This is a genomic window from Neotabrizicola shimadae (assembly GCF_019623905.1).
Taxonomy (GTDB): domain Bacteria; phylum Pseudomonadota; class Alphaproteobacteria; order Rhodobacterales; family Rhodobacteraceae; genus Neotabrizicola; species Neotabrizicola shimadae.
Genome location: NZ_CP069370.1, coordinates 2,682,125 through 2,705,830, shown reverse-complemented (window position 1 = coordinate 2,705,830; position 23,706 = coordinate 2,682,125). Strand labels below are relative to the sequence as shown.

Below are 23,706 nucleotides of genomic sequence, written 5' to 3'. Positions count from 1 at the left end.
ACGCTGCGGCATCCCGGTTCGATGCCCCTGCAACGAGGACAGAATGACTTTTCAGACAGCTTTCCGCACTGCCACGGTGACCGCGATGCTTCTTGTCGCGACCCAGGCGCTTGCCGTTGACCGCCACGTCCGCATTCACAACGACACGGGTGTCACGCTTTACCGCTTCTACTCGACCAACTCGAACCACCCCAAATGGGGCAAGGATGTCATGGGCAGTTCGACCCTGCCCTCGGGCAGTTCGATGCGGCTGAACTTCGACAATGCCCAGGGCTACTGCCTGTTCGACTTCAAGGCGGTCTTCGCCGACGGCACCGAACTGGTCCGCCAGAACGTCAACGTCTGTGAGGTCGGCGACTACTACTACAACCCGTAAGGTGGTCGATCTGCCCAGGTGCTGGTCCGCGGCGCGGCTTTCTGCGGTGCCGCAGACATAAAATTACAAAACTAGGCGTCACTGTATTGCAATGTTGCGCAGCCATCTTTATCCAAGGGCCATCCGGCGCCTGATTCTGCGGCGCGGCATGATCTTGAACAGGAGGGAAGCCCGTGGCTCTCGACGCGCAGAACAGCATTGTTGCCTATGACGCCCCCAGGAAGGACCTGTACGAGCTTGGCGAGATGCCACCGCTCGGGCATGTGCCAAAGCAGATGTATGCCTGGGCTATCCGGCGCGAGCGCCATGGCGCCCCCGAAGAGGCGATGCAGCTGGAGGTGGTGGACACCTGGAAGCTGGACAGCCACGAGGTGCTGGTTCTGGTGATGGCGGCCGGGGTCAACTACAACGGCGTCTGGGCCGGTCTTGGCGTTCCGATCTCGCCCTTTGATGGCCACAAGCAGCCGTTCCACATCGCCGGCTCCGATGCTTCGGGCATCGTCTGGGCCGTGGGTGACAAGGTGAAGCGCTGGAAGGTGGGCGACGAGGTCGTCATCCATTGCAACCAGGACGACGGCGACGACGAGGAATGCAATGGCGGCGACCCGATGTTCAGCCCCACGCAGCGCATCTGGGGCTATGAGACGCCTGATGGCTCGTTCAGCCAGTTCACCCGTGTGCAGGCGCAGCAGCTGATGCCGCGGCCGCGGCACCTGACCTGGGAGGAATCGGCCTGCTATACGCTGACGCTGGCCACCGCCTACCGCATGCTGTTCGGCCATGCCCCGCATGACCTGAAGCCCGGCCAGAACGTGTTGGTCTGGGGCGCCTCGGGCGGGCTTGGGTCCTATGCGATCCAGCTGGTGAACACGGCAGGCGCCAATGCGATCGGCGTGATCTCGGATGAATCGAAGCGCGATTTCGTCATGAGCCTAGGCGCGAAGGGCGTGATCAACCGCAACGAGTTCAAATGCTGGGGCCAGATGCCCAAGGTGAACAGCGAGGAATACAACACCTGGCTGAAGGAAGCCCGCCGGTTCGGAAAGGCGATCTGGGACATCACCGGCAAGGGCGTGAACGTCGACATGGTGTTCGAGCATCCGGGCGAGGCGACTTTCCCGGTCTCGTCTCTGGTCTGCAAGAAGGGCGGCATGGTGGTGATCTGTGCGGGCACCTCCGGGTTCAATTGCACCTTCGACGTGCGATACATGTGGATGCACCAGAAGCGCCTTCAGGGCAGCCACTTCGCCCATCTGAAGCAGGCCGCCGCGGCCAACAAGCTGATGTGCGAGCGCCGGCTGGACCCCTGCATGTCCGAGGTCTTCCCCTGGGCCGACATCCCCAAGGCGCATACGCTGATGTGGAAGAACCAGCACAAGCCGGGCAACATGGCGGTGCTGGTCCAGGCGCCGCGCACCGGCCTGCGGACCTTCGAAGACACGCTGGAAGCCAGCCGGAACCGCTGATCCCCGCCCGGGACTGTCACGGAACGAGCCACATTCTGTTGCGGTGCGGCGGGCTACCGCCGTGCCACCTGCCGGGTTAGGGTTAACAACCTGTTCCTGGCGGTTGGCATGAGTCACGATTGGATCTTCGACGTATTGAAGGACCTGGTGTCCTATGCCGAGCGAAACGGTCTGCCGCAGCTTGCGCGCAAGGCAGAAGAGGCGCTTCAGGTCGCGGCGGACGAGATTGCCGCCCAGGACGACGACGACGACGGCTCGGATCAGGGGCATCAGGGGCACCTGCACTGATCCGCCCGGGCCACTGGCCACCGGCGAGCGGGGCGTCTATGGTCCGCCCATGCAGATCGCGCTTCCGACCTTCTCCGAAGATCAGGCCGAAGCCTTCGACCGGGTGGCGGAGGTGCTGTCCGGCGTTGGCATCGACCTTGCCGATGGCAGCCTGACCCCGCCAGCCGAGGGCAAGGCCAATGTTCTGGCCGTCCTGGGCAAGGCGGGCTCGGGCAAGACCCTGTTGCTGGCCAGCCTGACCAAGGCCTTGGCGGCGGCCGGGGTGGACATCGTTTCAGGAGACTACGAAGGGCGCCGCCGCAAGGACCGCCGGACGCTGGCGGTGCTGGCGCCCACCAACAAGGCGGCGTCGGTCCTGCGCCTGCGGGGCGTGCCGGCCACCACCATCCACCGCATCCTGTACACGCCCGTCTATGACCCGGAATACGAACGCATCGCCGAATGGCTGGCGGGGCAGGGGACGCGGCCGGTTGTCGAGGGGCTGACCGACCTGGCACTGGACCGCGCCCTTGCATTTTTTCAACAGGTCGCCTCGATTCCGGGCGCTCTTGCGGCCGCTGGCTTGCGTGGATCGGACTTCATCAAGGGCTGGAAACGGCGCGAAGACCCGCTGGACGTGGGCTTTGTGGACGAAAGCTCGATGCTGGATGACCGCCAGTTCGAGGATCTGCGCGAGATCTTCCCGACGCTCGTGCTGTTTGGTGATCCGGCGCAGCTCGCCCCGGTGGGTCAGTCGGGCGAGATGGCCTTCGACAAGCTGTCAGAGGGCCGCAAGCTGCGCCTGACCCGCATTCACCGGCAAGAGGGCGACAGCCCGATCCTGGACCTCGCCCATGCGCTGTCGGATGACAGCCTCGGCTTCGAGGAGTTCGAGCGGATGGTGGAGCGCGCCGCCCGCAGCGATGACCGCGTCGTGGTGTCAGAGCGGGTGGATGCCGATCTGATGGCGCGCTCGCCGGTGCTGGTCTGGCGCAATGCAACCCGCATCCGGCTGATCACCGCCTTCCGAACGGCTTACGGGGCACCCGACGACCAGCTTCTGCCGGGCGAACCGCTGATCTGCGACGGGATCGAGCTGCCGCTCAAGCACCGCAAGAAGCGCATCGACCTGGAAGCGCGGGGCCTGATCAAGGGCGCGCAGGTGATCTACCTGGGCGAGGGGACGAGGCCCGGATTTGCCAAGCTGCATGTGGTGGGCGCCGAGGATCCGCAGGTTAGCGCCGCTTCGATCGTCAAGATCGAGAAGCCCGACGAGGAAGAGCCCTTCATCCCCCATGCCGCCACCATGGGCGCGGCCTTCCTTCATGGCGCGGCGGTCACGATCCACAAGGCGCAGGGCTCGCAATGGGAAACCGTGCAGGTCTTTGCCCCCGATCTGTGGGCCGCCGCCGCCTCGGGGCGGAACGAGGCGGGGTTGCCGCTTTGGAAGCGGCTGGCCTATGTGGCGATCACCCGGGCCGAAAAGCGGCTCATCTGGGTCACGCGCAACCGCCTGGCCCGCCCCCACGCGGAACTGGGCGTCGCCGACCTGCCGCGCCCGGTGCCGGCATTGAAGCTTGCTGCGCATGATGCCGAACCGGTGGCTTGATCTTGATGCGTGGCCGGGCTATGCCCCCCACAGAGCGGCGGGTATGGTGTAGTGGTAGCGCCTCAGCCTTCCAAGCTGATGGGGCGGGTTCGATTCCCGCTACCCGCTCCAACCTTACCGTGATCCAGCCATCAACTCCCCGCCTTCAGGCGGAACCGTTGCAGTTTGCCGGTCTGGGTCTTGGGCAGGCTATCGGCAAAGACCACGCGCCGGGGGTACTTGTAGGGGGCGATGGTCGCCTTCACGTGGTCCTGCAGCAGCTTGACCATCAGTGCATCGCCCACATGGCCCGGCGCCAGCACGACATGGGCCTCGACCACCTGGCCCCGCTCTTCGTCGGGCACGCCGATCACACCGCATTCCAGCACCGCGGGATGGGCCAAAAGCGCCGCCTCGACCTCGGGCCCCGCGATATTGTAGCCGGCCGAGATGATCATGTCGTCGGACCGTGCGGCAAAGTGGAAGCGGCCGTCCTCGTCCTGCCAGAAGCTGTCGCCCGTCAGGTTCCAGCCCGCCTTCACATAGGCCCTTTGGCGGTGGTCTGACAGATAGCGGCAACCGGTCGGCCCCCGCACCGCCAGCCGCCCAACCTCGCCGCGTGGCTTCTCGTTCATCTGATCGTCGACGATCCGCGCCTCGTAGCCCGTCACCGGACGCCCTGTGCAGCCGGGGCGGTGGTCGTCGAAACGGTTGGTGATGAAGATGTGCAACATCTCGGTCGCGCCGATGCCGTCCAGCATTGGCTTGCCGGTCTTGGTCCTCCATTCGTCATAGACCGGGGCCGGCAGGGTCTCGCCCGCGCTGACCGCGGCGCGCAGCGAGGACAGGTCCGCGCCCTCGTCCATCGCTTTCAGCATCACGCGATAGGCTGTTGGCGCGGTGAAGCAGATCGTCGCCTTATGCTCCTGGATGATCTGGATCATGTTCGGCGGGCTGGCCTGTTCCAGCAGTGCCGCCGCCGCGCCAAAGCGCAGCGGAAACACCGCCAGACCGCCGAGGCCGAAAGTGAAGGCCAGCGGCGGGGAGCCGACAAACACATCCTCGGGCGTGACGTTCAGAACTTCCCTTGCATAGCCGTCCGCGATGATCAGGATGTCACGATGGAAGTGCATCGTGGCCTTGGGCTCGCCCGTGGTGCCCGAGGTGAAGCCCAGAAGCGCCACGTCGTCGCGCCCGGTCCGTACCCCCTGGAACTTGACGGGCTTGCGCAGGGCCACCCGGTCAAGCTCTGCGTCATGGTTCGCCGTGCCGTCAAAGCCCACAACCGTCATCAGGAACCGGCTGTCCTTCTGGCAGGCGACCATCTCTTCCATCAGGCGCGTGTCGCAAAGGGCGACCGAAATCTCGGCCTTGTCCACGATCTTCGCCAGTTCCCCGGCCCGCAGCATGGGCATGGTGTTCACCACCACAGCACCTGCCTTGGTGGCTGCCAGCCAGCAGGCCACCATCGCCGGGTTGTTGGCCGACCGGATCAGCACCCGGTTGCCCGGCCGCACCCCGTAGTCCGAAACCAGCGCATGGGCGATGCGGTTCGACCAGTCGGCCAGTTCCTTGTAGGTGCGGCTACGCCCATTGCCGATCAGGGCGATGTGGTCGCCAAAGCCCCTTTCCACCATGCGGTCGGTCAACTCGACCCCGGCATTCAACCATTCGGGATAATCGAAGCCGTCCAGCCGGATCTCTGGCCAGTCCTCGGCCGGGGGCAGGCGGTCACGGGAGAAGCTGTCAACATGGCCCGTCGGTCCAAGCGTCATGCGACCTCCTCCGGCACCACGGCCGTCGCTTCGATTTCCACCTTGGCTCGGTCCTCCACCAGTGCCACCACCTGCACCAGCGCCATCGCGGGATAATGCTTCCCGATGGTCTCGCGATAGGCGCGGCCGATCTCCTTGAGGCTCCCAAGATATTCCCGCTTGTCCGTCACATACCAGGTCAGTCGCACCAGATGTTCGGGCCGTGCGCCGGCGCAGGCCAGCACCTCGACGATCGACCGCAGCGCCTGCGCCACCTGACCCGCGAAATCGTCGGTCTCGAAGACCTGATCCGCGTTCCAGCCGATGATGCCGCCGGTAAAGACCATCCGGCCTTTGGCCGCCACGCCGTTGGAATAGCCGATGGCCGGCCTCCAGTGTGACGGATGCAGGATCTCGTGGGTGCTCATGTTGCCTCCAGATGCGCGGAAAGCCGCGCCTTCACGTCATCGGGCCAGGGCGCGGGGCGCAGGTCGGGCGACAGCCACACAAGCGTCAGCCGCGCCCGGACCCGGGTTTCGCCGCCGCATTGCGCCACCTGCCGGAAGGTGACCGAGGTTCGCCCCAGCCGTTCCACCACCAGTTCCCAATCGAGCTCTTCGCCCAGGCGCGAGGGGACGAGGAAATCCGTCTCGACCCGCGCCGTGGGCACGCCGATGCCTTCGTCCATCATCCGGGCGTAGGAATAGCCCACCGCCTCGCGGAAGAAGTTCTCGGTGACCGAGTTCGTCATCTCGAAATAGCGGGGATAGAAGACGATCCCCGCGGGGTCGCAATGGTTGAACTCGATGCGGATCTGGCGGCGGTAGGCCAAGGCGCTTTCCTCAGTCGTTGGCTTCGGGCGGCAGGAAATCCACCTCGTGCTCGGCCGATGCGGCGATGATCGCCGGGATGTCCGACATCTCGTGAAGCACCTCGAACAGGGCCTCCAGCTTGCCGGCGGGAGATACCCAGAAGAGCGCGCGCGCCGGCTTGTCGGACTTGTTGAAATAGCCATGCGGCACCCCGCGCGGCATCCGCACCAGGTCACCCGCCCTGGCCGTGTGCCAGACGCCGTCCAGTTTCAGCTCCAGTTGGCCTTCCTGCACCAGGATGAACTCGTCCTGGGTCGGGTGCACATGGACGGGCACAAACTGGCCCGCCTCGCTGTTGGTCTCGAAGGCGAAGGTCGCGGCGCAGCTGGCCTTGGGGAAGTACCGCTGCCCAAGGATGTTCAACTGCCGCCCATGATAGGCGGTGCCATCGCGGGTGATGCCGCCGTCCAGTTTGTCTGCCATTCGTCTTCTCCCTGTTGAACCGTCATCCCAGGACGCTGCGGGCGATCACCACCCGCTGTACGTCGCTGGCGCCTTCATAGATGCGCAGTGCCCGGATATCGCGGTACAGCGCCTCGACCACCGAACCAGACCGAACGCCATCGCCGCCATGCAGTTGCACAGCCAAGTCGATGACCCGCTGCGCCGCCTCGGTGGCATAAAGCTTTGCCATCGCCGCCTCGCGCGTGACCCGTGCTGCACCCATGTCCTTGACCCAGGCAGCGCGGTAGACCAGCGCCGCGGCCGCGTCGATCTCCAGCGCCATGTCGGCGATGTGCCCCTGCACCATCTGCAACTCGGCCAGCGGCTGGCCCTGGATGCGCCGCGCCTTCACGCGCGCCACCGTCTCGTCCATCGCCCGCCGCGCCATTCCCAGGGCCGCCGCGCCAACGGTGGACCGGAACACGTCCAGCACCGACATCGCCAGCTTGAACCCCTCGCCCGGCTTTCCGATCAGCGCATCGTCGGGCAGCACCACGTTGTCCAGCTTCAGCCGCGCCAGAGGATGCGGCGCGATGGTTTCCAGCCGCTCGGCAACGCTCAGCCCCGCCACATCGGCCGGCATCAAGAAGGCCGACAGGCCCTTCGCGCCGGGCGCCTCGCCGGTGCGGGCGAAGATCACGTAGACATCGGCGATACCGCCGTTGGAAATCCAGGTCTTCTCGCCATCCAGCCGCCAGCCCTCTGGCACCCGGACGGCCGTGGTCGCGGTCGCCGCGACATCCGAACCCGAGCCCGGTTCGGTCAGCGCGAAGGCCGCGATTGCATCCCCGCGCCGCGTCCGTTCCAGCCAGCGCCGTTGCTGGTCCGAGCCGAACAGCGAAACCGCCCCCATCCCCAGCCCCTGCATCGCAAAGGCGAAATCGGCCAAGGCATCGTGCCGCGCCAGCGTCTCGCGGATCAGGCACAGAGTGCGGACATCCAGCCGCTCGCCCTCGGCCGCCCCGGAGTGGCGCAGCCACCCCCCCGCGCCAAGCGCCGCCACCAGCCCCCGGCACGCGGCATCGACGTCGTGGTGATCCACCGGCAGGTGGGAGGCGCACCAATCTTCCAGCGCCATCGACAGGTCCCGGTGCCGGTCGTCCAGGAAGGGCCAGTTCAGATAGCTTTGATCCGCCATGTCATGTTCTGTCCGAAACGATACTCTTGGTGTCCGCGGGCGAAGCCCCCCGATGTCAGTCGCCCTGAAACACCGGCGTCTCCTTCGCCACGAAGGCGCGGTAAGCCCGCTCGAAATCCCGGGTCTGCATGCAGATGGCCTGGGCCTGCGCCTCGGCCTCGATCGCCTGGTCCAGACCCATGTTCCATTCCTGGTTCAACTGGGTCTTGGTGATGCCATGCGCAAAGGTCGGGCCCTCGGCCAGCCGCCGCGCCAGCGCCAGTGCCTCGGCCTCCAGCGCTTCCGGCGTGTGAAGCGCGTTCCAGAAACCCCACCTCTCGCCTTCCTCGGCCCGCATCACGCGCCCGGTGTACAAAAGCTCCGCCGCCCGGCCCTGTCCGATGATCCGGGGCAGCATGGCACAGGCCCCCATGTCACAACCGGCCAGGCCCACTCGCGTGAACAGAAAGGCGCATTTCGCCCCCGGCGTCGCCAGCCGCAGGTCAGAGGCCATGGCGATGATCGCCCCGGCCCCTACAGCCACCCCGTCCACGGCCGCGATGACGGGCTTGCCGCAGCCGATCATCGCCTTCACCAGATCGCCGGTCATGCGGGTGAAGGCCAGCAGGTCTTTCATCGGCAGGCCGATCAGCGGGCCGATGATGTCATGCACATCGCCGCCCGAACAGAAATTGCCGCCGTTCGAGGCGAAGACCACCACATCCACATCCGAGGCATAGGGCAGCGCGCGAAAGGTGTCGCGCAATTCGGCATAGCTGTCGAAGGTCAGCGGGTTCTTCCGTTTGGGACGGTTCAGCCGCACCACGGCGATCCGGTCCCTGACTTCCCACAGGAAATGCTTGGGCGTCAGCCCGGCCATCTCGGTCATTGCCCACCCCCCAGGCGTTTCAGGATATCGGTCAGCCTGTCCAGATCGGCCTCGTCCAGGCCCTCGAACAGCCGGTCGACCTCGGCCTCGTGATCGGCGGCCAGCCCCTCGAACGCGCTCAATCCCTCTGGCGTCAAGGCGACATAGACCGTGCGGCGATCCACGTCCGAGGGAGACCGGCGCACCAGCCCGTCCGCTTCCAGCCGGTCCACCACCGTCGTCGCGTTGCCGTTCGAGACAAGCAGCATCCGGCTCAGATCGCTCATCGTCACGCCGTCGCGACGGCGGTACAGCGCGGCCATCACGTCGAAGCGGGGCAGGGTAGTCCCGTGCTTCACCCGCAGGAACTCGCGCAGTTCGCCCTCTGCCGACCGGGTCACACCCAGAAGGCGGATCCACATCTTCAGTCGGCGCTTGGACAGGGCGCTCATATCTCGCCCCCGGAAACCGAAAGCGCATGGCCATTCACCATCGAGGCGCCGGGCGACGCCAGGAACAGCACCGCCGCCGCGACTTCGGCCACGTCGATCATCCGCTTCAGCGGGTTGTCCGACACGACTTCGGCCACCGCCGCGTCACGCGGGACGCCGCGTCGCGCCTGCACGGCATCCACGGCAGCCTGGCCCAGGGGCGTATCCACGAAACCGGGGCAGACGGCGTTGCAGGTGATGCCCCTGGGGCCTGCGTCCAAGGCAACCGACCGCACCAGCCCCAACACGCCGTGCTTGGCTGCGGCATAGGCCGGGATTGTCGCGCCGCCCTTCAAGCTGGCGGTCGAGGCGATGGCAATCAGCCGGCCGCCCGCCCCCATGCCGCGCAGCGCCTCGCGGAATGTCAGGAACGTGCCGGTCAGGTTGACGGCCAGCGTCTCGTTCCAGGCCGCCAGCGACAGGTTTTTCAGCCGGCCCGCCACGCCACCCCCGGCATTGGCCACCACCACGTCGAAGGGCTCGCCGAACAGGGCGGCCACCTGCGCCTCATCGGTCACATCGGCGACACGGGTCTCAATGTCGCGACCCGTTGCAGTTTCAGCCAGCGCCGCAGGGGTGCGGCCCGTGATCGTCACGCGGTCGCCCGCATCGGCAAAGGCATGGGCGATGCCCCGGCCGATGCCGGAGCCGCCGCCTGTCACCAGAACCCGCCTCGGTGCCGCCGTCATACCCGGATCGTCTCCTGGCTTTTCTCCCGCAGCCTTTGCGCCTGGTTGCGACCGGCCAGATAGGGCAGGGGCCAGTCCGTGCCGGAATCACCGGCGGCGATGGCCGCGTGCAGCGTCCAGTAAGGATCGGCCAGGTGCGGCCGCGCAAGGCAGACAAGGTCGGCACGACCCGCCAACAGGATCGAATTCACCTGATCCGCCTCGGTGATGTTGCCCACAGCCATCGTCGCCAATCCCGCCTCGTTGCGGATACGGTCGCTGAACGGGGTCTGGAACATCCGCCCGTATATGGGCCTCGCTTCGGTCGATGTCTGGCCGGCGGACACGTCGATGATGTCGGCGCCAGCGGCAGCGAACATCCGTGCGATCTCTACCGCATCTTCCGGGGTCACGCCGCGTTCGCCCACCCAGTCATTCGCGCTGATCCGCACCGACAGGGGCCTATCCTCGCCCCAGGCCGCGCGCATCGCCGCCAGCACACGCAGCGGGAAGCGCATCCGGTTCTCCAGCGACCCGCCATAGGCATCCGTCCGCCGGTTCGACATCGGCGAGATGAAGGACGAGATCAGGTAACCATGCGCCGCATGCAGTTCGACCATGTCAAAGCCTGCACGACTTGCCATCTCGGTTGCCGCCGCGAATTCCGCCGTCACACGCTCCATTTCGGTTTCTGTCATCTCGCGCGGGGCGGGGTGCTTGTTCGACCAGGCGATTGCCGAGGGCGCGATGGTCTGCCACCCGCCCGTCACCAGCGGCATCTCGTCATCGGCCCAGGGCACCTGGACGCTCGCCTTCCGCCCGGCATGGCCGATCTGGCAGCAGATTTTCGCGGTGGTTTCGGCATGGACGAAATCCACCAGCCGCTTCCACGCCGTCTCATGCTCGGGCGCGTAAAGGCCGGGGCAGCCGTCGGTGATGCGGCCCTCGGGCGAGACGCAGGTCATCTCGGTATAGACCAGCCCCGCGCCGCCCTTGGCGCGTTCGGCATAATGGATCAGGTGCCAGTCGGTCGGGCAGCCGTTCACCGCCTTGTACTGCGCCATGGGCGAGACGACGACGCGGTTCTTCAACTCCATGCCGCGCAGACGGAAGGGGGCGAACATGGGCTGGCGGCCCGGCTTTCCTCCCGCCTGTTCCTGAAACCAGTCCTCGGCCTCGCGCAGCCAGGCCGGATCGCGCAGGCGAAGGTTCTCGTGGCTGATCCGCTGGCTGCGCGTCAGCAGGGAATAGGCAAACTGCATGGGCGGCATGTCGAGGTAGCGTTCCACCTCCTCGAACCACTCCAGCGAGTTGCGCGCCGCCGATTGCAGACGCAGCACCTCGACACGCCGCTCGTCCTGATAGCGCTGGAAGGCCGCTTCCATCGTCGGTTCGCTGTGCAGGTATTCCGCCAGCGCGATGGCGCTGTCGAACGCCAGCCGCGAGCCTGAACCGATCGAAAAATGCCCCGTCGCCGCGGCATCGCCCATCAGCACCACGTTCTTGTGGTACCACGTCCCGCAGATCACGCGCGGGAACTGCATCCACACCGCAGAGCCGCGCAGGTGGGCGGCGTTTGACATCAACTCATGCCCGCCCAGGTGGCGTTCAAAGATCCTCCGGCAGGTTTCGACCGTCTCTTCCTTGGACATGTGCTCAAAGCCCCAGCGGTCCCAGGTCTCGGGCAGGCATTCCACGATGAAGGTCGCGGTGTCGGCATCGAACTGGTAGACATGCGCCCAGACCCAGCCGTGCTCCGTCTTCTCGAAGATGAAGGTGAAGGCGTCGTCGAACTTCTGGTGGGTGCCCAGCCAGACAAACTTGCACTTCCGTGTGTCGATATCGGGCTGGAACACTTCGGCATATTCGCGGCGCACCACCGAGTTGATGCCATCGCACCCAACAACCAGGTCATACTCCTGCCGGTACTCCTCGGCCGTGCGGAACTCGGTCTCGAAGAGCATCTCCACGCCCAGGTCTCGGGCGCGCTGTTGCAGCAGGATCAGCATCTGCTTGCGGCCGATCCCGGCAAAGCCATGACCGCCCGACACAGTGCGATGGCCGTCGTGGACAACCGCGATGTCGTCCCAATACGCGAAGTGATCCCGGATCGCCTTGGTCGACACCGGATCGTTCTTCTGCATCCGGCTCAAAGCGTCATCCGACAGCACGACGCCCCAGCCGAACGTATCGTTGGCGCGGTTGCGTTCCAGCACCGTCACCTGATGCGCGGGGTCTCGCAACTTCATCGAGATGGCAAAGTAAAGGCCCGCAGGGCCGCCGCCGAGGCAGAGAATTTTCATGACCCGCATCCCTTGGGTGGATCGTGGTTCGCGTTTTCCGAGTCGGAGGCTGACATCACCGATCTGGTATTTCAAGCTTGAAATTTCTAACTTGAAATTCTTCCTGCCTCGGCCATGATGCTCTACATGGACCTGATCATCACCCCGCGCGAGGGCTGGACCCTCCTCACGCTGAACCGTCCTTTGGTGCGCAATGCGTTGAACACGGCGCTGCTTGGCGACGTCGCGGCACAGCTGGCGCGGCTGGATGCCGACCCCGATTGTCGCGCCGTGGTGCTGACGGGCGCCGAGGGGAACTTTGCGGCCGGTGCCGACATTGGCGAAATCGAACACAAGAGCAGCCTTGAAGGCGCATTTGACCCCCGTAAACTGCACTGGTTGAATATTCGTGGCTTTTCAAAGCCGCTGATCGCGGCCGTTGACGGCTTCGCCCTTGGTGGCGGGTTCGAGTTGTCACTGATGGCGGATTGCATGGTCCTGGGCGCAACGGCACGAGTTGGCCTGCCGGAAACCTCGCTTGGCCTGATTCCTGGCGCGGGCGGCGGTCAAAGGCTGATGGCACTGGTCGGGCGCGCCAGGGCCACGCGTCTGGTTCTGACCGGCGAAATCATCGACGCGGCGACCGCATTCGACTGGGGCATAGCCGGCTGGTTGGCCAACGGTCCGGCCCTTCCCATGGCCGAAGACCTGGCCACCCGCCTGGCCACCCGCGCGCCGCTGGCGCTTCGGGCCGCCAAGCGGTCCCTCGTCGCCGGTTCGGAAGCCGCGCTTGACCTTCCGGGCGAGAGGGCGGCCTTCGAGGCCCTGCTGGACAGTGCCGACAAGACCGAAGGCATCCGCGCTTTCCACGAAAAACGCCGGCCACAGTTTCGGGGGGAATGAGATGGGCGATGTCGTCGGTATCGTCGGGCTTGGAACCATGGGACTTGGCATCGCCCAGGTCTTCGCGCAGTCCGGCTGTACCGTTCTGGTGACAGATGCCCTGCCGCAGGCGCGAGCTTCGGCGCGCGACCGGTTGACCGCTGCCCTGGCGCCCGGCATCGCCAAAGGCGCAATGACCGAGGCCGAACAGGTCGCGATCCTATCGCGACTGATCGTGGTCGAGGGGCCGCAGGATATGGGACCCGCGGACCTTGTGATCGAGGCTGTGGTCGAGGATCTGGCGGTCAAACGCGCACTGGTCGCCGTCCTGGAACGGGCGGTTTCGGGAAGTGCGGTGATCGCCACCAACACCTCATCCTTGCCGGTATCCGACATTGCGGCCAGCGCTCACCGGCCTGAACGGGTCTTGGGCTTGCACTTTTTCAACCCGGCCCCGATCATGAAACTGGTCGAACTGGTCCCTCACCACACCACTGCTCCCGAGGCGATTGCCTTCGCGCGGCGTCTGGCCGAAGCCGCTGGCAAGGTGGTGATCGACGCCCCCGACCGGCCCGGCTTCATCGTCAACCGCTGTGCCCGGCCCTTCTATGGCGAGGCCCTTGCACTGGTCGAGGAAGGCCGCAGCCCTGCCGAAATCGACGCCGCCATGGTCGCCGCGGGTTATCGCCTTGGGCCATTCGCGTTGATCGACCTGATCGGCGCCGACATCAACCTTGCCGCTACCGAGGGCCTGTCTCGCGCCATGGGGGGGCATTCCCGGTATCATGTCTTCGACCGGCTGAGGGCGCAGGTTGCGAGTGGCGATCTGGGCCGCAAGACCGGCAGGGGCTTCGTCCATCCGTCCGAACCCGTCCTCGCCCCGGCCGATGCCGAAGCCATTGTCGAACGGATAGAATCCACGCTGGTGAACGAGGCCCGTTGGCTGCTGGCCGAAGGCGGAGCCACCCGTGAAGGCATCGATACGGCTCTGAAACTTGGGCTGAACTTCCCGCGCGGCCCGTTCGAAATCGAAGCCCTTCACGGTGCCGGTCGCATCGACCGGCGGCTTGCAGCGCTGGAGGCAGAAGCCCCCGTGGCCCTGAAAGGCCGCTACCTTACGCCGCCTGCCTGATCCTCGCGTCCGCCCCCTGCCGCGCGCAGGGTGTCGCGTGGAGTCAGGCCATACCGTTCGCGGTAGGCTTCGGAAAACCGGCCGAAATGGGAAAAGCCCCACTTCAGCGCCACTCCCGTCACGGTGGTGCCCTGTGCTCCCTTGCGCAGGTCGTCATGCGCCCGGGCAAGACGGGCATCGCGCCAGAAGGCAAGCGGGGTCGTCCCGCGGTACTCGCGGAACGCAAGCTGTAGCCCGCGCGACGAGATGCCCGCCGCCGCTGCGACTTCCTCAATGGTCAGCGCACGGTCAAGATGCGCCTCTATATAGCTTTCCGCCGCGCGCAGGTGCCGGGGCCGTGGCGCCGACTTGGCCCGCGCCACCAGCCCGGCATGGTCATGCCGCGCGCTTTCCAGAAGACCCGAAAGCACCGTGCCTTCGATCTGCCTTGCCATCAGCCCCGGCCCGATGGGCGGCGCGCCGGCATCGGCCTCGGCCACCAGCCACAGCACCAGCCGCCGCAACGCCGCCCCCGGCCCTGAGGTCAGGTCCAGCGGACCAAGGAACGTAAGCGGCCGGTCGGACGGCGCCCCCAGTTCCGCCGCAAGATGATCCTGCATGGCGCGGCGGTCGATCTGCACCAGAACCTGGCGCGTGCCCTCCTCCCAGACCATGCGTGTTGGCAGATGCGGGTTCAGCACCGCCGCCTGATCGGGGGTGGACAGGTAACTGTCGTTGCCGTTGCGTATCTCGGCCCCGCCCTCCAGCGGGATCTGCACAAGGTAGAACTGGTCCAGTTCCCCCGGCGCAATCAGCGTGCGGGCGCCATATTCGATGTAGTTCAGCGAAAGCCGGTTGCCGCGCAGGTGGTGGTGGCAAGCGTTGAACAGGGTGCGGGACCCCGTGGTTTCCAGCCGGTGCGGGCAGAACACCTGCGCGACGCGCTCGCGCGCCTCGTCCAGGTCGTTGGAACGGAACAGGGCATGGGCGGCAAGCGGAACCTGCGCAGGGCGAGGGGCCATCGGACGATCCTCTCGTGACCCGATGACACTATCACGACAGGGCCGAATCCCATCGGCCTGAGTCACGATTTTTTCGTTTTCCGGATAGTCGGCGCGGTCGCCGGATAGCGGGAACCTTCCCCGCGGGGAAGGATGTTTCAAATTCAAAGAAACAGGGAGAGCGTGATGCGCGGATTGGCGGGCAAGGTGGCCATCGTTCCCGGCGGCGTGACGAAGATCGGTCAGGCCATCGTGTCGGGCTTTGTCGAAGCCGGGGTCAAGGTCATGGTGGCAGATATCGCCGACCCCAAGGCGCCCCTTCCCGAAGGCGCGGCCTTCATCTCTTGCGACCTGCGCGACGATGCCCAGATCGCGGCATTGGTCGCGGCGACGAAGGACAAGTTCGGGCGCATCGACTTTCTGGTGAACGTCGCCTGCACCTACCTGGACAACGGCGCTGCCTCGACGCGGGCCGAATGGCTGGATGCGCTGGATGTGAACATCGTGGGCTCGGTCGTGCTGATGCAGGCCGCGCGCGAGGAACTGGCCAGGAACCGCGGCGCGATCGTCAACTTCGGCTCGATCTCCAGCCGCGTGGCGCAGACCGGGCGCTGGCTTTATCCGGTCTCAAAGGCGGCGATCCTGCAGTTGACGCGCAACCAGGCGATGGACCTGGCGCCCGATGGCATCCGCGTGAACGCCGTCTCGCCGGGCTGGACCTGGTCCAACATCATGGACCAATTGACCGGCGGCAACCGCGCCAAGACCGATGCCGTGGCCGCGCCCTTCCACCTTCTGGGCCGCACCGGCAGCCCCGAGGAAGTGGCGGCAGCGGTGCTGTTCCTGTGCTCGGACGAGGCCAGCTTCATCACCGGCACCGATATCCGCGTGGATGGCGGCTACAGCGCGATGGGGCCGGAACAGGCGGTTCCGGCGATCCCGAAACTGATGGAATGACAACAGGATACAGGGAGACAACAGCATGAGGACCATCACCATCATCGGCGGCGGCCAGTCCGGCCTGCAACTGGGCATCGGGCTTCTGAAGGCCGGCCACCAGGTTCGCGTGGTGCAGAACCGCACGGCGGAAGAGGTGGCCGGCGGCCGCGTCCTGTCCAGCCAGTGCATGTTCTCGAACGCGGTCGCACATGAGCGCGCGCTTGGCATCGACTTCTGGTCCGATACCTGCCCGCCGGTGCAGGGCATCAACTTCATCGTGCCGAACCCCGACGGCTCGGGCACGAAGCTCATCGACTGGACCGGCAAGCTGGACCGCGACGCCTTTTCGGTGGACCAGCGGGTCAAGGTGCCGCGCTGGATGGCCGAGTTCTCCAGGCTGGGTGGCGATCTGGTGATCGCCGATGCCGGTATCGCCGAGATCGACGCCTATGCCGCCGAGGATGATCTGGTCATCGTCGCCTCGGGCAAGGGCGAGGTGGGCAAGATGTTTGCCCGCGACGCCGAGAAATCCGCCTATGACAAGCCTATGCGTGCGCTGGCGCTGACCTATGTGACCGGCATGACCCCGCGCGAACCCCATTCGGCGGTGGAGTTCAACCTGATCCCCGGAGTGGGCGAGTACTTCGTCTTCCCGGCGCTGACCACCACCGGCCCCTGCGAGATCATGGTGTTCGAGGGGCTTCCCGGCGGCCCGATGGATTGCTGGGGCGAGGTGACGTCGGCTGACCAGCATCTCGAGACCTCGCTGAACATCCTCAAGACCTTCCTGCCCTGGGAATACGAGCGGTCGAAGGACTGCCAGCTGACCGATGCCAACGGCATCCTTGCGGGCCGCTTCGCGCCGACCATCCGCCATCCGGTCGCCACGCTGCCTTCGGGCCGCAAGGTTCTGGGTCTGGCCGATGCGGTCTGCCTGAACGACCCGATCACCGGCCAGGGGTCGAACAACGCCGCGAAGGCGGCGGCGATCTACCTGAAGCGGATCCTGGATCACGGCGACCGGCCCTTCGATGCGCAATGGATGCAGGGGACGTTCGACGCCTACTGGGACTATGCCCAGTGGGTGGTGCGCTGGACCAACATGCTGCTGCTGCCGCCGCCGCCCTTCATCCTGGAGATCATGGGGACCGCCTGCGCCGTCCCGAAGCTGGCGCACCGGATGGCCAACGGGTTCGACGATCCGCGCGATTTCTTCCCGTGGTTCGCCGACCCGGGCGCGGCCAATGCCTATCTGACTGAACTCCGGGCGGCCTGAGATGGGGATGCCCGTCGATGCGCAGAGCTTTCGCGCCGCGATGGCGCGGTTTCCGGGGGCGGTGACGATCGTCACCGCCGCCGCCGGGGAGGACCGGCGGGGCATCACGGCCACCGCGGTCTGTTCGGTCACGGCCGAGCCGCCCTCGATCCTGGTTTGCCTCAACCGGCAGACCGGCACCTGCGCCATGGTGCGCGAGACGGGGCGGTTCAACGTGAGCCTTCTGGCCGGCGATGCGCAGGAGATTGCCCTGCGTTTTGCCGGGGCGGGGGGTGTCACGGGGGCGGAGAAGTTCGCCCTGGGACGCTGGACCGAGGACAGCCGGGGCCTGCCGGTGCTGGAGGATGCGGTGACCACCTTTTCCTGCGAGGTGGCCGAGATGACGGACGCGGGGTCCCACACCGTTTTTATCGGGCAGATCACCGAGCTGGCGGTGGGGGAGGCGCCGGCCTTGATCTATGAGCGATCCCGGTTCCACCGGCTGCAGCCGCTGTGACCCTTGAAGGCGTCCGAGCTCGGACGCCTTCTTCGATTCAATGATATCAGATGGTTACGGGCGCGGATTAACTTGGACTTAAGGTTTGTCCGCGCCTGAGCCGGTTCACAGGAAGCTGTGGATCGTCTGGATCGCGCCGTCCAGGGCCTTGCCTTCCTCGTCCTTCAGGGCGGCTTCGCGCAGGCGGCGGGCCCAGTCGGCGGCGTCTTCGCGTCCCTGCACCAGCGCAATGGCTTCCATCACCCGGTCGAACTTGGACAGGCCGCGGGCGTGGGTGTCGGAATAGCCCTTTACCAGCCGGCGGCAGCGCAGGATTTCCACGGCCAGCGCATAATCGCGGTCCACCTGACCCATGGCACGTGCAAGCCAGGCTTCCATATGCGCCACTTCCTCGGCATGGCGGAGCGTGCGGCGGCGCCAGGGTTTCAGGCCACCGAGGATCCAGAGCAGGGTGAAGCCGGTGGCGGAATCGGTGCGGATGCGGCGGCCGCGGTTGATCCAGCGGTCAAGCCTTTCCATCCGGTCGGGGTTGCCAGCGACCTTCGCCCCCCAACCGGCGGGAAAGAGGCCAACGACTTCCTCGGCGCGGGGGTGCATGAATTCGGTCAGCTGCATGAGCTGGCCGTCCTTGGCGCCCATCTCGCCCCGGATGCGGTCCAGCCGGGACGAGCGGGTTTTCAGATCGGCGACCCGGATCACATCATCATAGGTCATCGCGTTGGCGATGTACTTCGCGGCCTCTCGCGTGAGGTCGAAGGGGGCGCGGTCGCGGTCGCGGATGCGTTCCACTCGGTCGAGGTAATCGGCGCCATAGGCGAGGTCCTGGAAATCCACGACCTTCTTCAGGCCCGCCAAGGCCATCGCGCCCGCCTCGCCCGGCAGGGTTTCGGCGCGGGCGGCGAGGCGGTTCCATTCGGCCATGAGCCTTGCGGGGCCTTTCACGCCTCTGGCCTGTGGCACCGGGGCGGGCTTGACGGCGGGCGCTTCGCCCTTTTCCGCCGATTCATACCCCGCCGCGAAGGCGCGGAGCGAGGCTTCCGCGCCCTTGCCGCCCGAACGGATCGCGTCTTCGTAGGCGGAGCGCGGGAAGGGCAGGGTGCCCGAGGCGGCGAGCGCACCGAAGAGGGTGGCCGAGATCACCGAACCGGAGCGCACGGCGACGGATTCGAAGTCGGCCGAGATCAGGCGTTTGGCCATCTGAACGGCGGCCTCGCGCACGGCTTGCCCATCGGCAATGCCGTCGCCCGGCACCATCTTTTCGCTGACGGCGAGGTTGCGGTGCGTCGAGGCGATGAGGGTGGTGCGGTCGGGGGTGACGAAGCCGCGGATGATGGCGCGGCCAGCTTCCATCCATTCGGCGGCGATCATCACATCCACGTCGCCGGCCGCGGGCATGAGCGAGAACACCGGCTGGCCGCCGCCGGGCGCCATTTCGATATAGTAGATCGTCGCGCCGGTGCGCTGGCTGACGCCCGCCACGCTGGTCGCCTGTGCGGCCCAGCCTTGCGAGCGGGCCAGATCCTCGATCCAGCCGGTCAGGACGCCACCGCCCTGGCCGCCCACGGCATAGATGGCAAGCTTGATGACGCTTTGCAGGCGGACGTCGCCGGGGCGCGGTTCGAGGACTTCGTGCTTGGTCATGCGGCGAACTCCAGCCGCTTGGCGGCGCGGCGGCGGGCAAGCCAGCCGGTGAAGCGGGCGGTGACGCCGGCCCACCAGATTTCGAACTTGCCGGGATTGTGGACGACATCGGCGCGGTAGAAGGAGGGGCAGAGCACCGCGGCATCGGCGACCTCGCCGCAGTTGCCGCAGCCGACGCAGGTCTGGTCGATATGCGCCACCGGATCGTCGCGGAGGGGATCGCCCGTGTGTTTCAGGCCAAGCGAGGGGCAGCCCGACAGGCGCATGCAGGCGTGATCGCCGGTGCAGACGGCCTCGTCCACGCCGAAGCGCGGGGCCTCGACACGGCGGCCGGCCTTGATGGCCTGGGCGCGCAAGGGCTTTTCGCGGCGCTGGCGGTTCAACATGCATTCGCTGGAGGCGACGATGATCTTCGGCCCCGGTTCTTTGGTGGTCAGCGCCTCGTGCAGGGTGTCGCGCAGTTTGGGCACGTCATAGGTGCGGTCGATCTGGCGCACCCATTTGACGCCGACGCCTTTGACCGCCTGCGAGATCGGGTGCTGGGTGTCCTTGCTTGCGTTGGTGGCACGGCTGGACATGACGTCCTGCCCGCCGGTCGCGGCGGAATAATAGTTGTCCACCACGACGACGAGGCCATCGGATTTGTTGAACACCATGTTGGTGATCGAGGAGGACAGTCCGTTGTGCCAGAAGCCGCCGTCGCCGATGATGCTGATGGGCCGGCGTTCGCCGCCGCCATCGAAGGCGGCATTGGCGGCTGGGCCGAGGCCATAGCCCATGGTGGCGCCGCCGACCTCGAACGGGGGAAGCGAGCCGAAGAGGTGGCAGCCGATGTCGCCGGTGATCTGGTGCTTGCCCAAGTCCTTTTGCACGAGTTTCAGCGCGGCGAAGATCGGGCGTTCCGGGCAGCCGGTGCAGAAGCCCGGCGGACGGATGGGAACGACCTTGGTGAGGTCTGGCGCCTTGGGCTTGTCGTCATTCGGGGCGCGGACGGTGGCGGGCAGCATGTCGGGCGCGGCCTGGCGCAGAAAGGCGGCGATGCTGTCGAGCATGACCTGGCCGGTGTATTCGCCGGCCATCGGCAGGATGTCCTTGCCGCGCAGCTTTACCGTCGATCCGGCGCGGTAGAGGAAGGTCGTAAGCTGCTGTTCGATGAATTCGGGCTGGCCTTCCTCGACCACCATCACCTGATCCTTGCCTTCGCAGAATTCCAGGAACTCGGAGGAGACGAGGGGGTAGGTGACGTTGAGGACGTAGAGCGGCACCTGGGTTTCGCCGTAAAGGTCGGCGAGGCCCAGGCGTTGCAGGGCGCGGATGACGCCGTTGTACATGCCGCCCTGAACGACGATGCCGATCGGGGCCTTGTCCGGCCCGAAGCGTTCGTTCAAGCCGCGGTCGCGGATGAAGCGTTCGGCGGCGGGCCAGCGGTGCTTCACCTTGTCCTGTTCGTGCAGGTAGGACATCGGCGGCAGCACGACGCGGGCAAAGTCGGACCTTGGGTTGGAGAGGGCGTCGCGGACGGTGAGCGCGGGGCGGCGGTTGGTGCGCGTGGGGAAGCTGCCGGTGACATGGCAGGACCGGATGCGCACCATGAGCATCACGGGGGTATTGGTGGCCTCTGACAGTTCGAACCCGTCGCCCACGGCCTTGACGATGGCGGGCAGGTTGGGGCGCGGGTCGAGGAGCCAGAACTGCGATTTCATCGCGAAGGCGTGGCTGCGTTCCTGCATGATGGAGGAACCCTCGCCGTAATCCTCGCCCACGATGACCAGCGCGCCGCCGGTGACGCCGGAAGAGGCGAGGTTGGCCAAAGCGTCGGAGGCGACGTTGACGCCGACCGAGCCCTTGAAGGTGACGGCGCCGCGGATCGGGTAGTGCACGGAGGCCGCCAGCATGGCGGCGGCGGCGGCTTCGTTGGCATTGGCCTCGAAGCGGATGCCAAGCTCGGACATCAGGTCTTCGGCATCGGCGAGGACATCCATCAGGTGGCTGATCGGCGCGCCCTGGTAGCCGCCGACATAGCCCACGCCGTTTTCCAGAAGCGCCTTGGTGAGGGCGAGGATGCCCTCGCCGGTGAAGGTGTCGCCGTCGCCCTTGCGCAGGTGTTCGACTTCCGCCTTGAAGGAGCGTTCGGCCATGGCTCAGATCTCGTGCTTGCGGATGTTGGTGAGCATCTTCTGGAGAGTGGCCACGAAGGCGCGGCGCTCGTCCTCGGGGATGCCGCGGAACATGCGGGCGTTCGCTTCGGCCATGCGGGGCCAGAGCGTATCGAAGGCGGTGCGGCCGGCTTCGGTGATGCGGACGCGGGTGGCGCGGCTGTCGGCGGGGTCGGCCTCGCGGCGGATGAGGCCGTCGCGTTCCAGCTGGTCGAGCGCACGGGAGAGGGTGGAGGGGTCGGTGATGGCGTAGACGGCAAGCTCGCGGATGAGCGGGCCTTCGACGACCGAGAGGACGGCGAGGGCGCGCATCTTGGGGGTGGTGAGGCCGAGGAGGGCCATCTCGTCGCGCAGGGACGCGTTGTAGCGGCCCATGATGCGGTTCATGAGGTATGGGGCGTAGTTCGACAGGCCGATCTCGCCGAGGCGGGGGAGGGGCGGGCTTTGGTCGGTCATGCGCCAAGCACCTTTGCCGCGAGGAAGCCCGAGCCGCCGCCGAGGCCGGGTCCGGGGTGGGTTGAGGCGCCGATGTGGTGCAGGCCGCGGATGGGCGTGGCGGGGCTGGCGGAGGGGCGCCAGAGGAAGAACTGGTCGATGGAGCAGAGCCCGCCATAGGGGTCGCCGCCCACGAGGTTGATGTTCATCGCCTCCAGATCGGCGGGCGAGATGGCGCGGCGGGCGAGCTTGATGGCTTCGAAGTCCTTGATGTGGCGTTTGAGGATGGCTTCGATGCGGTCGGCGAAGGCCTCGCGGGTGGCTTCGTCCCATTCCCCCGTGGTGGGGATCTTGCGGGCGGCGTCGCCCTTCAGCACGCGGGGGGCGTCGGGGATTTGCAGCCAGAGAATGGCCTTGCCATCGGGGCAGCGCGAGGGGTCCAGCCGGTGGGGCTGGCCCACGCAGATGGTGGGGGTGACGGGCAGGAGGCCGCGCTCGGCTTCGTTGGCGGATTTCGAGACGGAGTCGATGCCGTCGGAGAGGTGGATCAGGGCGACCTTATCCAGGCCGGCCGTGCGCCATTCGGGCGGGCGGTCCAGCGCGTAGTGCAGCTGGAAATCGGCGCGGCCGTGGCGGAAGGCCTTTGCCGCCGCCTTGTCCTGCGGCGGGGCAGAGTCCCGCAGGAGGCGGCCTTGCAACTGGCCGGGGGTGACTGAGGCCAGGACGGAGGGGCAGGCGATTTCCTCGCCCGAGGCGAGGGCAACGCCAGTGACCTTGGCCCCCGACACAAGGATGCGGTCCACCTCGGCGACGGTACGGATGGCGCCTCCCTTTTCCTCGATCAGCGCCTTGAACGCCTTGACTGCCTGCGCCGCACCGCCTCTGGCGATGGGGGCGCCGGCGGCCTCCAGCGCGAAGGCGATGACCTTGCCCATCTGGCCGGAATAGGTGCTTTCGGGCGTCAGGCCGCAATGCAGGACCCAAGGCGCGAAAAGCGCCTGGACATTGGGGTGGGAGTAGGTGGTTTCCAGCCAGCCGCGCGCGGGCACGAGCGCCTGCCCGAACCAGGCAGCCAGGCCCCGAAGCCCGCGACTGCGGGCCTGCGAGAACAAGAGTTTCGCCGTGGGCCAGGACCAGAGCCGGCCCCCGAGCAGCGAGAAGAGGAAGGGCGCGTCGCGTTCGATGCCGCCGACATCGGCGGCATGGGCATCGCCGTCGCCGGGGCTGAGCGCGTTGAAGGCGGCGACATTGGCGGCGCGGTCTGTGGTCAGCACCAGCGCCTGCCCGTCCGGGCGCAGCACGGCGGTCGGGTGCGGCGTGTGGCAGTAGTCGAAACCATGCCGGGCGAGGTGGGGGCCAAGGGCGGCCCCCGCCGGGCCGGTCATGAACAGTACGAAGGTTGCGGCCATCACGTCATGGTGGAAGCCGGGGAGGGTGATCTCCTCGGTCCGGAGGCACCCGCCGGGCACATCGGACCGCTCCAGCACCAACACCTTGTCGCCCTTGAGCGACAGGAGGGCCGCGGCGACAAGGGCGTTGATGCCGGAGCCGATGATGACGTGATCTGGCTTCATCC

The 23,706-nt window shown here is 66.6% G+C and carries 23 protein-coding genes and 1 tRNA gene; 10 read left to right on the top strand and 14 right to left on the bottom strand.

Annotation, left to right across the window (positions count from 1 at the left end; translation table 11 throughout):
- The first annotated feature begins 43 nt into the window (after positions 1 to 43).
- From JO391_RS13175 to JO391_RS13155, 5 genes are all read left to right on the top strand, one after another.
- Positions 44 to 376: a hypothetical protein gene (locus JO391_RS13175; protein WP_220660935.1), complete on the top strand. Its 333-nt coding sequence runs from the start codon at positions 44 to 46 to the stop codon at positions 374 to 376.
- Between the two features lie 173 nt (positions 377 to 549).
- Positions 550 to 1,842 carry a crotonyl-CoA carboxylase/reductase gene (gene ccrA, locus JO391_RS13170; RefSeq protein WP_220660934.1) on the top strand — a complete coding sequence of 431 codons (1,293 nt, stop codon included), beginning with the start codon at positions 550 to 552 and terminating at the stop codon, positions 1,840 to 1,842.
- Positions 1,843 to 1,950: 108 nt separating this feature from the next.
- The gene (locus JO391_RS13165; protein WP_220660933.1) at positions 1,951 to 2,130 is read left to right on the top strand and encodes a hypothetical protein; all 180 of its coding nucleotides are present in this window, start codon (positions 1,951 to 1,953) and stop codon (positions 2,128 to 2,130) included.
- 49 nt (positions 2,131 to 2,179) lie between these two features.
- Positions 2,180 to 3,718 (top strand): ATP-dependent DNA helicase, encoded by a 1,539-nt coding sequence (locus JO391_RS13160; RefSeq protein WP_220660932.1) that lies wholly within the window; start codon positions 2,180 to 2,182, stop codon positions 3,716 to 3,718.
- Between the two features lie 37 nt (positions 3,719 to 3,755).
- Positions 3,756 to 3,829, top strand: a tRNA-Gly gene (locus JO391_RS13155).
- A gap of 20 nt (positions 3,830 to 3,849) precedes the next feature.
- On the opposite strand, the gene JO391_RS13150 is transcribed toward JO391_RS13155, so the two are convergent.
- The 9 genes from JO391_RS13150 to JO391_RS13110 are packed head-to-tail and all read right to left on the bottom strand — an operon-like array spanning position 3,850 to position 12,214.
- A complete protein-coding gene (locus JO391_RS13150) occupies positions 3,850 to 5,472 on the bottom strand; it encodes an AMP-binding protein (protein ID WP_220660931.1) in 1,623 nt (540 codons plus the stop codon).
- Positions 5,469 to 5,879: a RidA family protein gene (locus JO391_RS13145; RefSeq protein ID WP_220660930.1), complete on the bottom strand. Its 411-nt coding sequence runs from the start codon at positions 5,877 to 5,879 to the stop codon at positions 5,469 to 5,471. The genes JO391_RS13150 and JO391_RS13145 overlap by 4 nt, the downstream gene beginning before the upstream one ends.
- On the bottom strand, positions 5,876 to 6,283 hold the full coding sequence (locus JO391_RS13140) for an acyl-CoA thioesterase (protein ID WP_220660929.1): 408 nt from the start codon (positions 6,281 to 6,283) through the stop codon (positions 5,876 to 5,878). Before JO391_RS13140 ends, JO391_RS13145 begins: the two co-directional genes overlap by 4 nt.
- 10 nt (positions 6,284 to 6,293) lie before the next feature.
- Positions 6,294 to 6,746, bottom strand: coding sequence for a cupin domain-containing protein (locus JO391_RS13135; protein WP_220660928.1), 453 nt, complete (start codon positions 6,744 to 6,746; stop codon positions 6,294 to 6,296).
- A 22-nt stretch (positions 6,747 to 6,768) separates the two neighbouring features.
- Positions 6,769 to 7,905, bottom strand: a complete 1,137-nt coding sequence (locus JO391_RS13130; RefSeq protein WP_220660927.1) for an acyl-CoA dehydrogenase family protein — start codon at positions 7,903 to 7,905, stop codon at positions 6,769 to 6,771.
- Positions 7,906 to 7,960: 55 nt separating this feature from the next.
- Positions 7,961 to 8,773 (bottom strand): enoyl-CoA hydratase family protein, encoded by an 813-nt coding sequence (locus JO391_RS13125; RefSeq protein WP_220660926.1) that lies wholly within the window; start codon positions 8,771 to 8,773, stop codon positions 7,961 to 7,963.
- A complete protein-coding gene (locus JO391_RS13120; protein WP_220660925.1) occupies positions 8,770 to 9,204 on the bottom strand; it encodes a MarR family winged helix-turn-helix transcriptional regulator in 435 nt (144 codons plus the stop codon). The genes JO391_RS13125 and JO391_RS13120 overlap by 4 nt, the downstream gene beginning before the upstream one ends.
- Complete coding sequence (locus tag JO391_RS13115) at positions 9,201 to 9,932, bottom strand: SDR family NAD(P)-dependent oxidoreductase (protein ID WP_220660924.1); 732 nt, start codon at positions 9,930 to 9,932, stop codon at positions 9,201 to 9,203. Before JO391_RS13115 ends, JO391_RS13120 begins: the two co-directional genes overlap by 4 nt.
- On the bottom strand, positions 9,929 to 12,214 hold the full coding sequence (locus JO391_RS13110; protein WP_220660923.1) for a bifunctional salicylyl-CoA 5-hydroxylase/oxidoreductase: 2,286 nt from the start codon (positions 12,212 to 12,214) through the stop codon (positions 9,929 to 9,931). Before JO391_RS13110 ends, JO391_RS13115 begins: the two co-directional genes overlap by 4 nt.
- A gap of 126 nt (positions 12,215 to 12,340) precedes the next feature.
- Between JO391_RS13110 and JO391_RS13105 the strand changes: the two genes are divergently transcribed.
- Positions 12,341 to 13,096: an enoyl-CoA hydratase-related protein gene (locus tag JO391_RS13105; RefSeq protein ID WP_220660922.1), complete on the top strand. Its 756-nt coding sequence runs from the start codon at positions 12,341 to 12,343 to the stop codon at positions 13,094 to 13,096.
- A 1-nt stretch (position 13,097) separates the two neighbouring features.
- Complete coding sequence (locus tag JO391_RS13100; protein ID WP_220660921.1) at positions 13,098 to 14,207, top strand: 3-hydroxyacyl-CoA dehydrogenase; 1,110 nt, start codon at positions 13,098 to 13,100, stop codon at positions 14,205 to 14,207.
- On the opposite strand, the gene JO391_RS13095 is transcribed toward JO391_RS13100, so the two are convergent.
- The gene (locus JO391_RS13095; protein WP_220660920.1) at positions 14,186 to 15,208 is read right to left on the bottom strand and encodes an AraC family transcriptional regulator; all 1,023 of its coding nucleotides are present in this window, start codon (positions 15,206 to 15,208) and stop codon (positions 14,186 to 14,188) included. The genes JO391_RS13100 and JO391_RS13095 overlap by 22 nt on opposite strands.
- Positions 15,209 to 15,373: 165 nt before the next feature.
- Here JO391_RS13095 and JO391_RS13090 point away from each other — a divergent pair, with 165 nt between their 5' ends.
- From JO391_RS13090 to JO391_RS13080, 3 genes are read left to right on the top strand one after another with little or no spacing between them, the layout of a single operon-like run.
- Positions 15,374 to 16,144, top strand: coding sequence for an SDR family oxidoreductase (locus tag JO391_RS13090; RefSeq protein ID WP_220660919.1), 771 nt, complete (start codon positions 15,374 to 15,376; stop codon positions 16,142 to 16,144).
- Between the two features lie 25 nt (positions 16,145 to 16,169).
- The gene (locus JO391_RS13085) at positions 16,170 to 17,402 is read left to right on the top strand and encodes a styrene monooxygenase/indole monooxygenase family protein (RefSeq protein WP_220660918.1); all 1,233 of its coding nucleotides are present in this window, start codon (positions 16,170 to 16,172) and stop codon (positions 17,400 to 17,402) included.
- A 7-nt stretch (positions 17,403 to 17,409) separates the two neighbouring features.
- Positions 17,410 to 17,898, top strand: coding sequence for a flavin reductase family protein (locus JO391_RS13080; protein WP_220660917.1), 489 nt, complete (start codon positions 17,410 to 17,412; stop codon positions 17,896 to 17,898).
- Between the two features lie 105 nt (positions 17,899 to 18,003).
- Here JO391_RS13080 and JO391_RS13075 read toward each other — a convergent pair whose 3' ends face one another.
- From JO391_RS13075 to JO391_RS13060, 4 genes are read right to left on the bottom strand one after another with little or no spacing between them, the layout of a single operon-like run.
- On the bottom strand, positions 18,004 to 19,539 hold the full coding sequence (locus tag JO391_RS13075) for an indolepyruvate oxidoreductase subunit beta family protein (RefSeq protein WP_220660916.1): 1,536 nt from the start codon (positions 19,537 to 19,539) through the stop codon (positions 18,004 to 18,006).
- Complete coding sequence (locus JO391_RS13070) at positions 19,536 to 21,677, bottom strand: thiamine pyrophosphate-dependent enzyme (RefSeq protein WP_220660915.1); 2,142 nt, start codon at positions 21,675 to 21,677, stop codon at positions 19,536 to 19,538. Before JO391_RS13070 ends, JO391_RS13075 begins: the two co-directional genes overlap by 4 nt.
- Before the next feature lie 3 nt (positions 21,678 to 21,680).
- Entirely contained in the window at positions 21,681 to 22,151 is a 471-nt protein-coding gene (locus JO391_RS13065; RefSeq protein WP_220660914.1) for a MarR family winged helix-turn-helix transcriptional regulator, read from the bottom strand.
- Positions 22,148 to 23,704, bottom strand: a complete 1,557-nt coding sequence (locus tag JO391_RS13060; protein WP_220660913.1) for a phytoene desaturase family protein — start codon at positions 23,702 to 23,704, stop codon at positions 22,148 to 22,150. The genes JO391_RS13065 and JO391_RS13060 overlap by 4 nt, the downstream gene beginning before the upstream one ends.
- Between the last annotated feature and the right edge of the window lie 2 nt (positions 23,705 to 23,706).

Excerpts from the sequence above, each read along its gene's own strand:
- JO391_RS13070 (WP_220660915.1), bottom strand. The coding sequence starts at position 21,677 with ATGGCCGAACGCTCCTTCAAGGCGGAAGTCGAACACCTGCGCAAGGGC.
- JO391_RS13175 (WP_220660935.1), top strand. The coding sequence starts at position 44 with ATGACTTTTCAGACAGCTTTCCGCACTGCCACGGTGACCGCGATGCTT.
- JO391_RS13130 (WP_220660927.1), bottom strand. The coding sequence starts at position 7,905 with ATGGCGGATCAAAGCTATCTGAACTGGCCCTTCCTGGACGACCGGCAC.
- JO391_RS13100 (WP_220660921.1), top strand. The coding sequence starts at position 13,098 with ATGGGCGATGTCGTCGGTATCGTCGGGCTTGGAACCATGGGACTTGGC.
- JO391_RS13165 (WP_220660933.1), top strand. The coding sequence starts at position 1,951 with ATGAGTCACGATTGGATCTTCGACGTATTGAAGGACCTGGTGTCCTAT.
- JO391_RS13120 (WP_220660925.1), bottom strand. The coding sequence starts at position 9,204 with ATGAGCGCCCTGTCCAAGCGCCGACTGAAGATGTGGATCCGCCTTCTG.
- JO391_RS13110 (WP_220660923.1), bottom strand. The coding sequence starts at position 12,214 with ATGAAAATTCTCTGCCTCGGCGGCGGCCCTGCGGGCCTTTACTTTGCC.
- JO391_RS13095 (WP_220660920.1), bottom strand. The coding sequence starts at position 15,208 with ATGGCCCCTCGCCCTGCGCAGGTTCCGCTTGCCGCCCATGCCCTGTTC.
- JO391_RS13065 (WP_220660914.1), bottom strand. The coding sequence starts at position 22,151 with ATGACCGACCAAAGCCCGCCCCTCCCCCGCCTCGGCGAGATCGGCCTG.
- JO391_RS13105 (WP_220660922.1), top strand. The coding sequence starts at position 12,341 with ATGGACCTGATCATCACCCCGCGCGAGGGCTGGACCCTCCTCACGCTG.
- JO391_RS13090 (WP_220660919.1), top strand. The coding sequence starts at position 15,374 with ATGCGCGGATTGGCGGGCAAGGTGGCCATCGTTCCCGGCGGCGTGACG.
- JO391_RS13160 (WP_220660932.1), top strand. The coding sequence starts at position 2,180 with ATGCAGATCGCGCTTCCGACCTTCTCCGAAGATCAGGCCGAAGCCTTC.
- JO391_RS13080 (WP_220660917.1), top strand. The coding sequence starts at position 17,410 with ATGCCCGTCGATGCGCAGAGCTTTCGCGCCGCGATGGCGCGGTTTCCG.
- JO391_RS13115 (WP_220660924.1), bottom strand. The coding sequence starts at position 9,932 with ATGACGGCGGCACCGAGGCGGGTTCTGGTGACAGGCGGCGGCTCCGGC.
- JO391_RS13125 (WP_220660926.1), bottom strand. The coding sequence starts at position 8,773 with ATGACCGAGATGGCCGGGCTGACGCCCAAGCATTTCCTGTGGGAAGTC.
- JO391_RS13135 (WP_220660928.1), bottom strand. The coding sequence starts at position 6,746 with ATGGCAGACAAACTGGACGGCGGCATCACCCGCGATGGCACCGCCTAT.
- JO391_RS13075 (WP_220660916.1), bottom strand. The coding sequence starts at position 19,539 with ATGACCAAGCACGAAGTCCTCGAACCGCGCCCCGGCGACGTCCGCCTG.
- JO391_RS13060 (WP_220660913.1), bottom strand. The coding sequence starts at position 23,704 with ATGAAGCCAGATCACGTCATCATCGGCTCCGGCATCAACGCCCTTGTC.
- JO391_RS13150 (WP_220660931.1), bottom strand. The coding sequence starts at position 5,472 with ATGACGCTTGGACCGACGGGCCATGTTGACAGCTTCTCCCGTGACCGC.
- JO391_RS13085 (WP_220660918.1), top strand. The coding sequence starts at position 16,170 with ATGAGGACCATCACCATCATCGGCGGCGGCCAGTCCGGCCTGCAACTG.
- JO391_RS13145 (WP_220660930.1), bottom strand. The coding sequence starts at position 5,879 with ATGAGCACCCACGAGATCCTGCATCCGTCACACTGGAGGCCGGCCATC.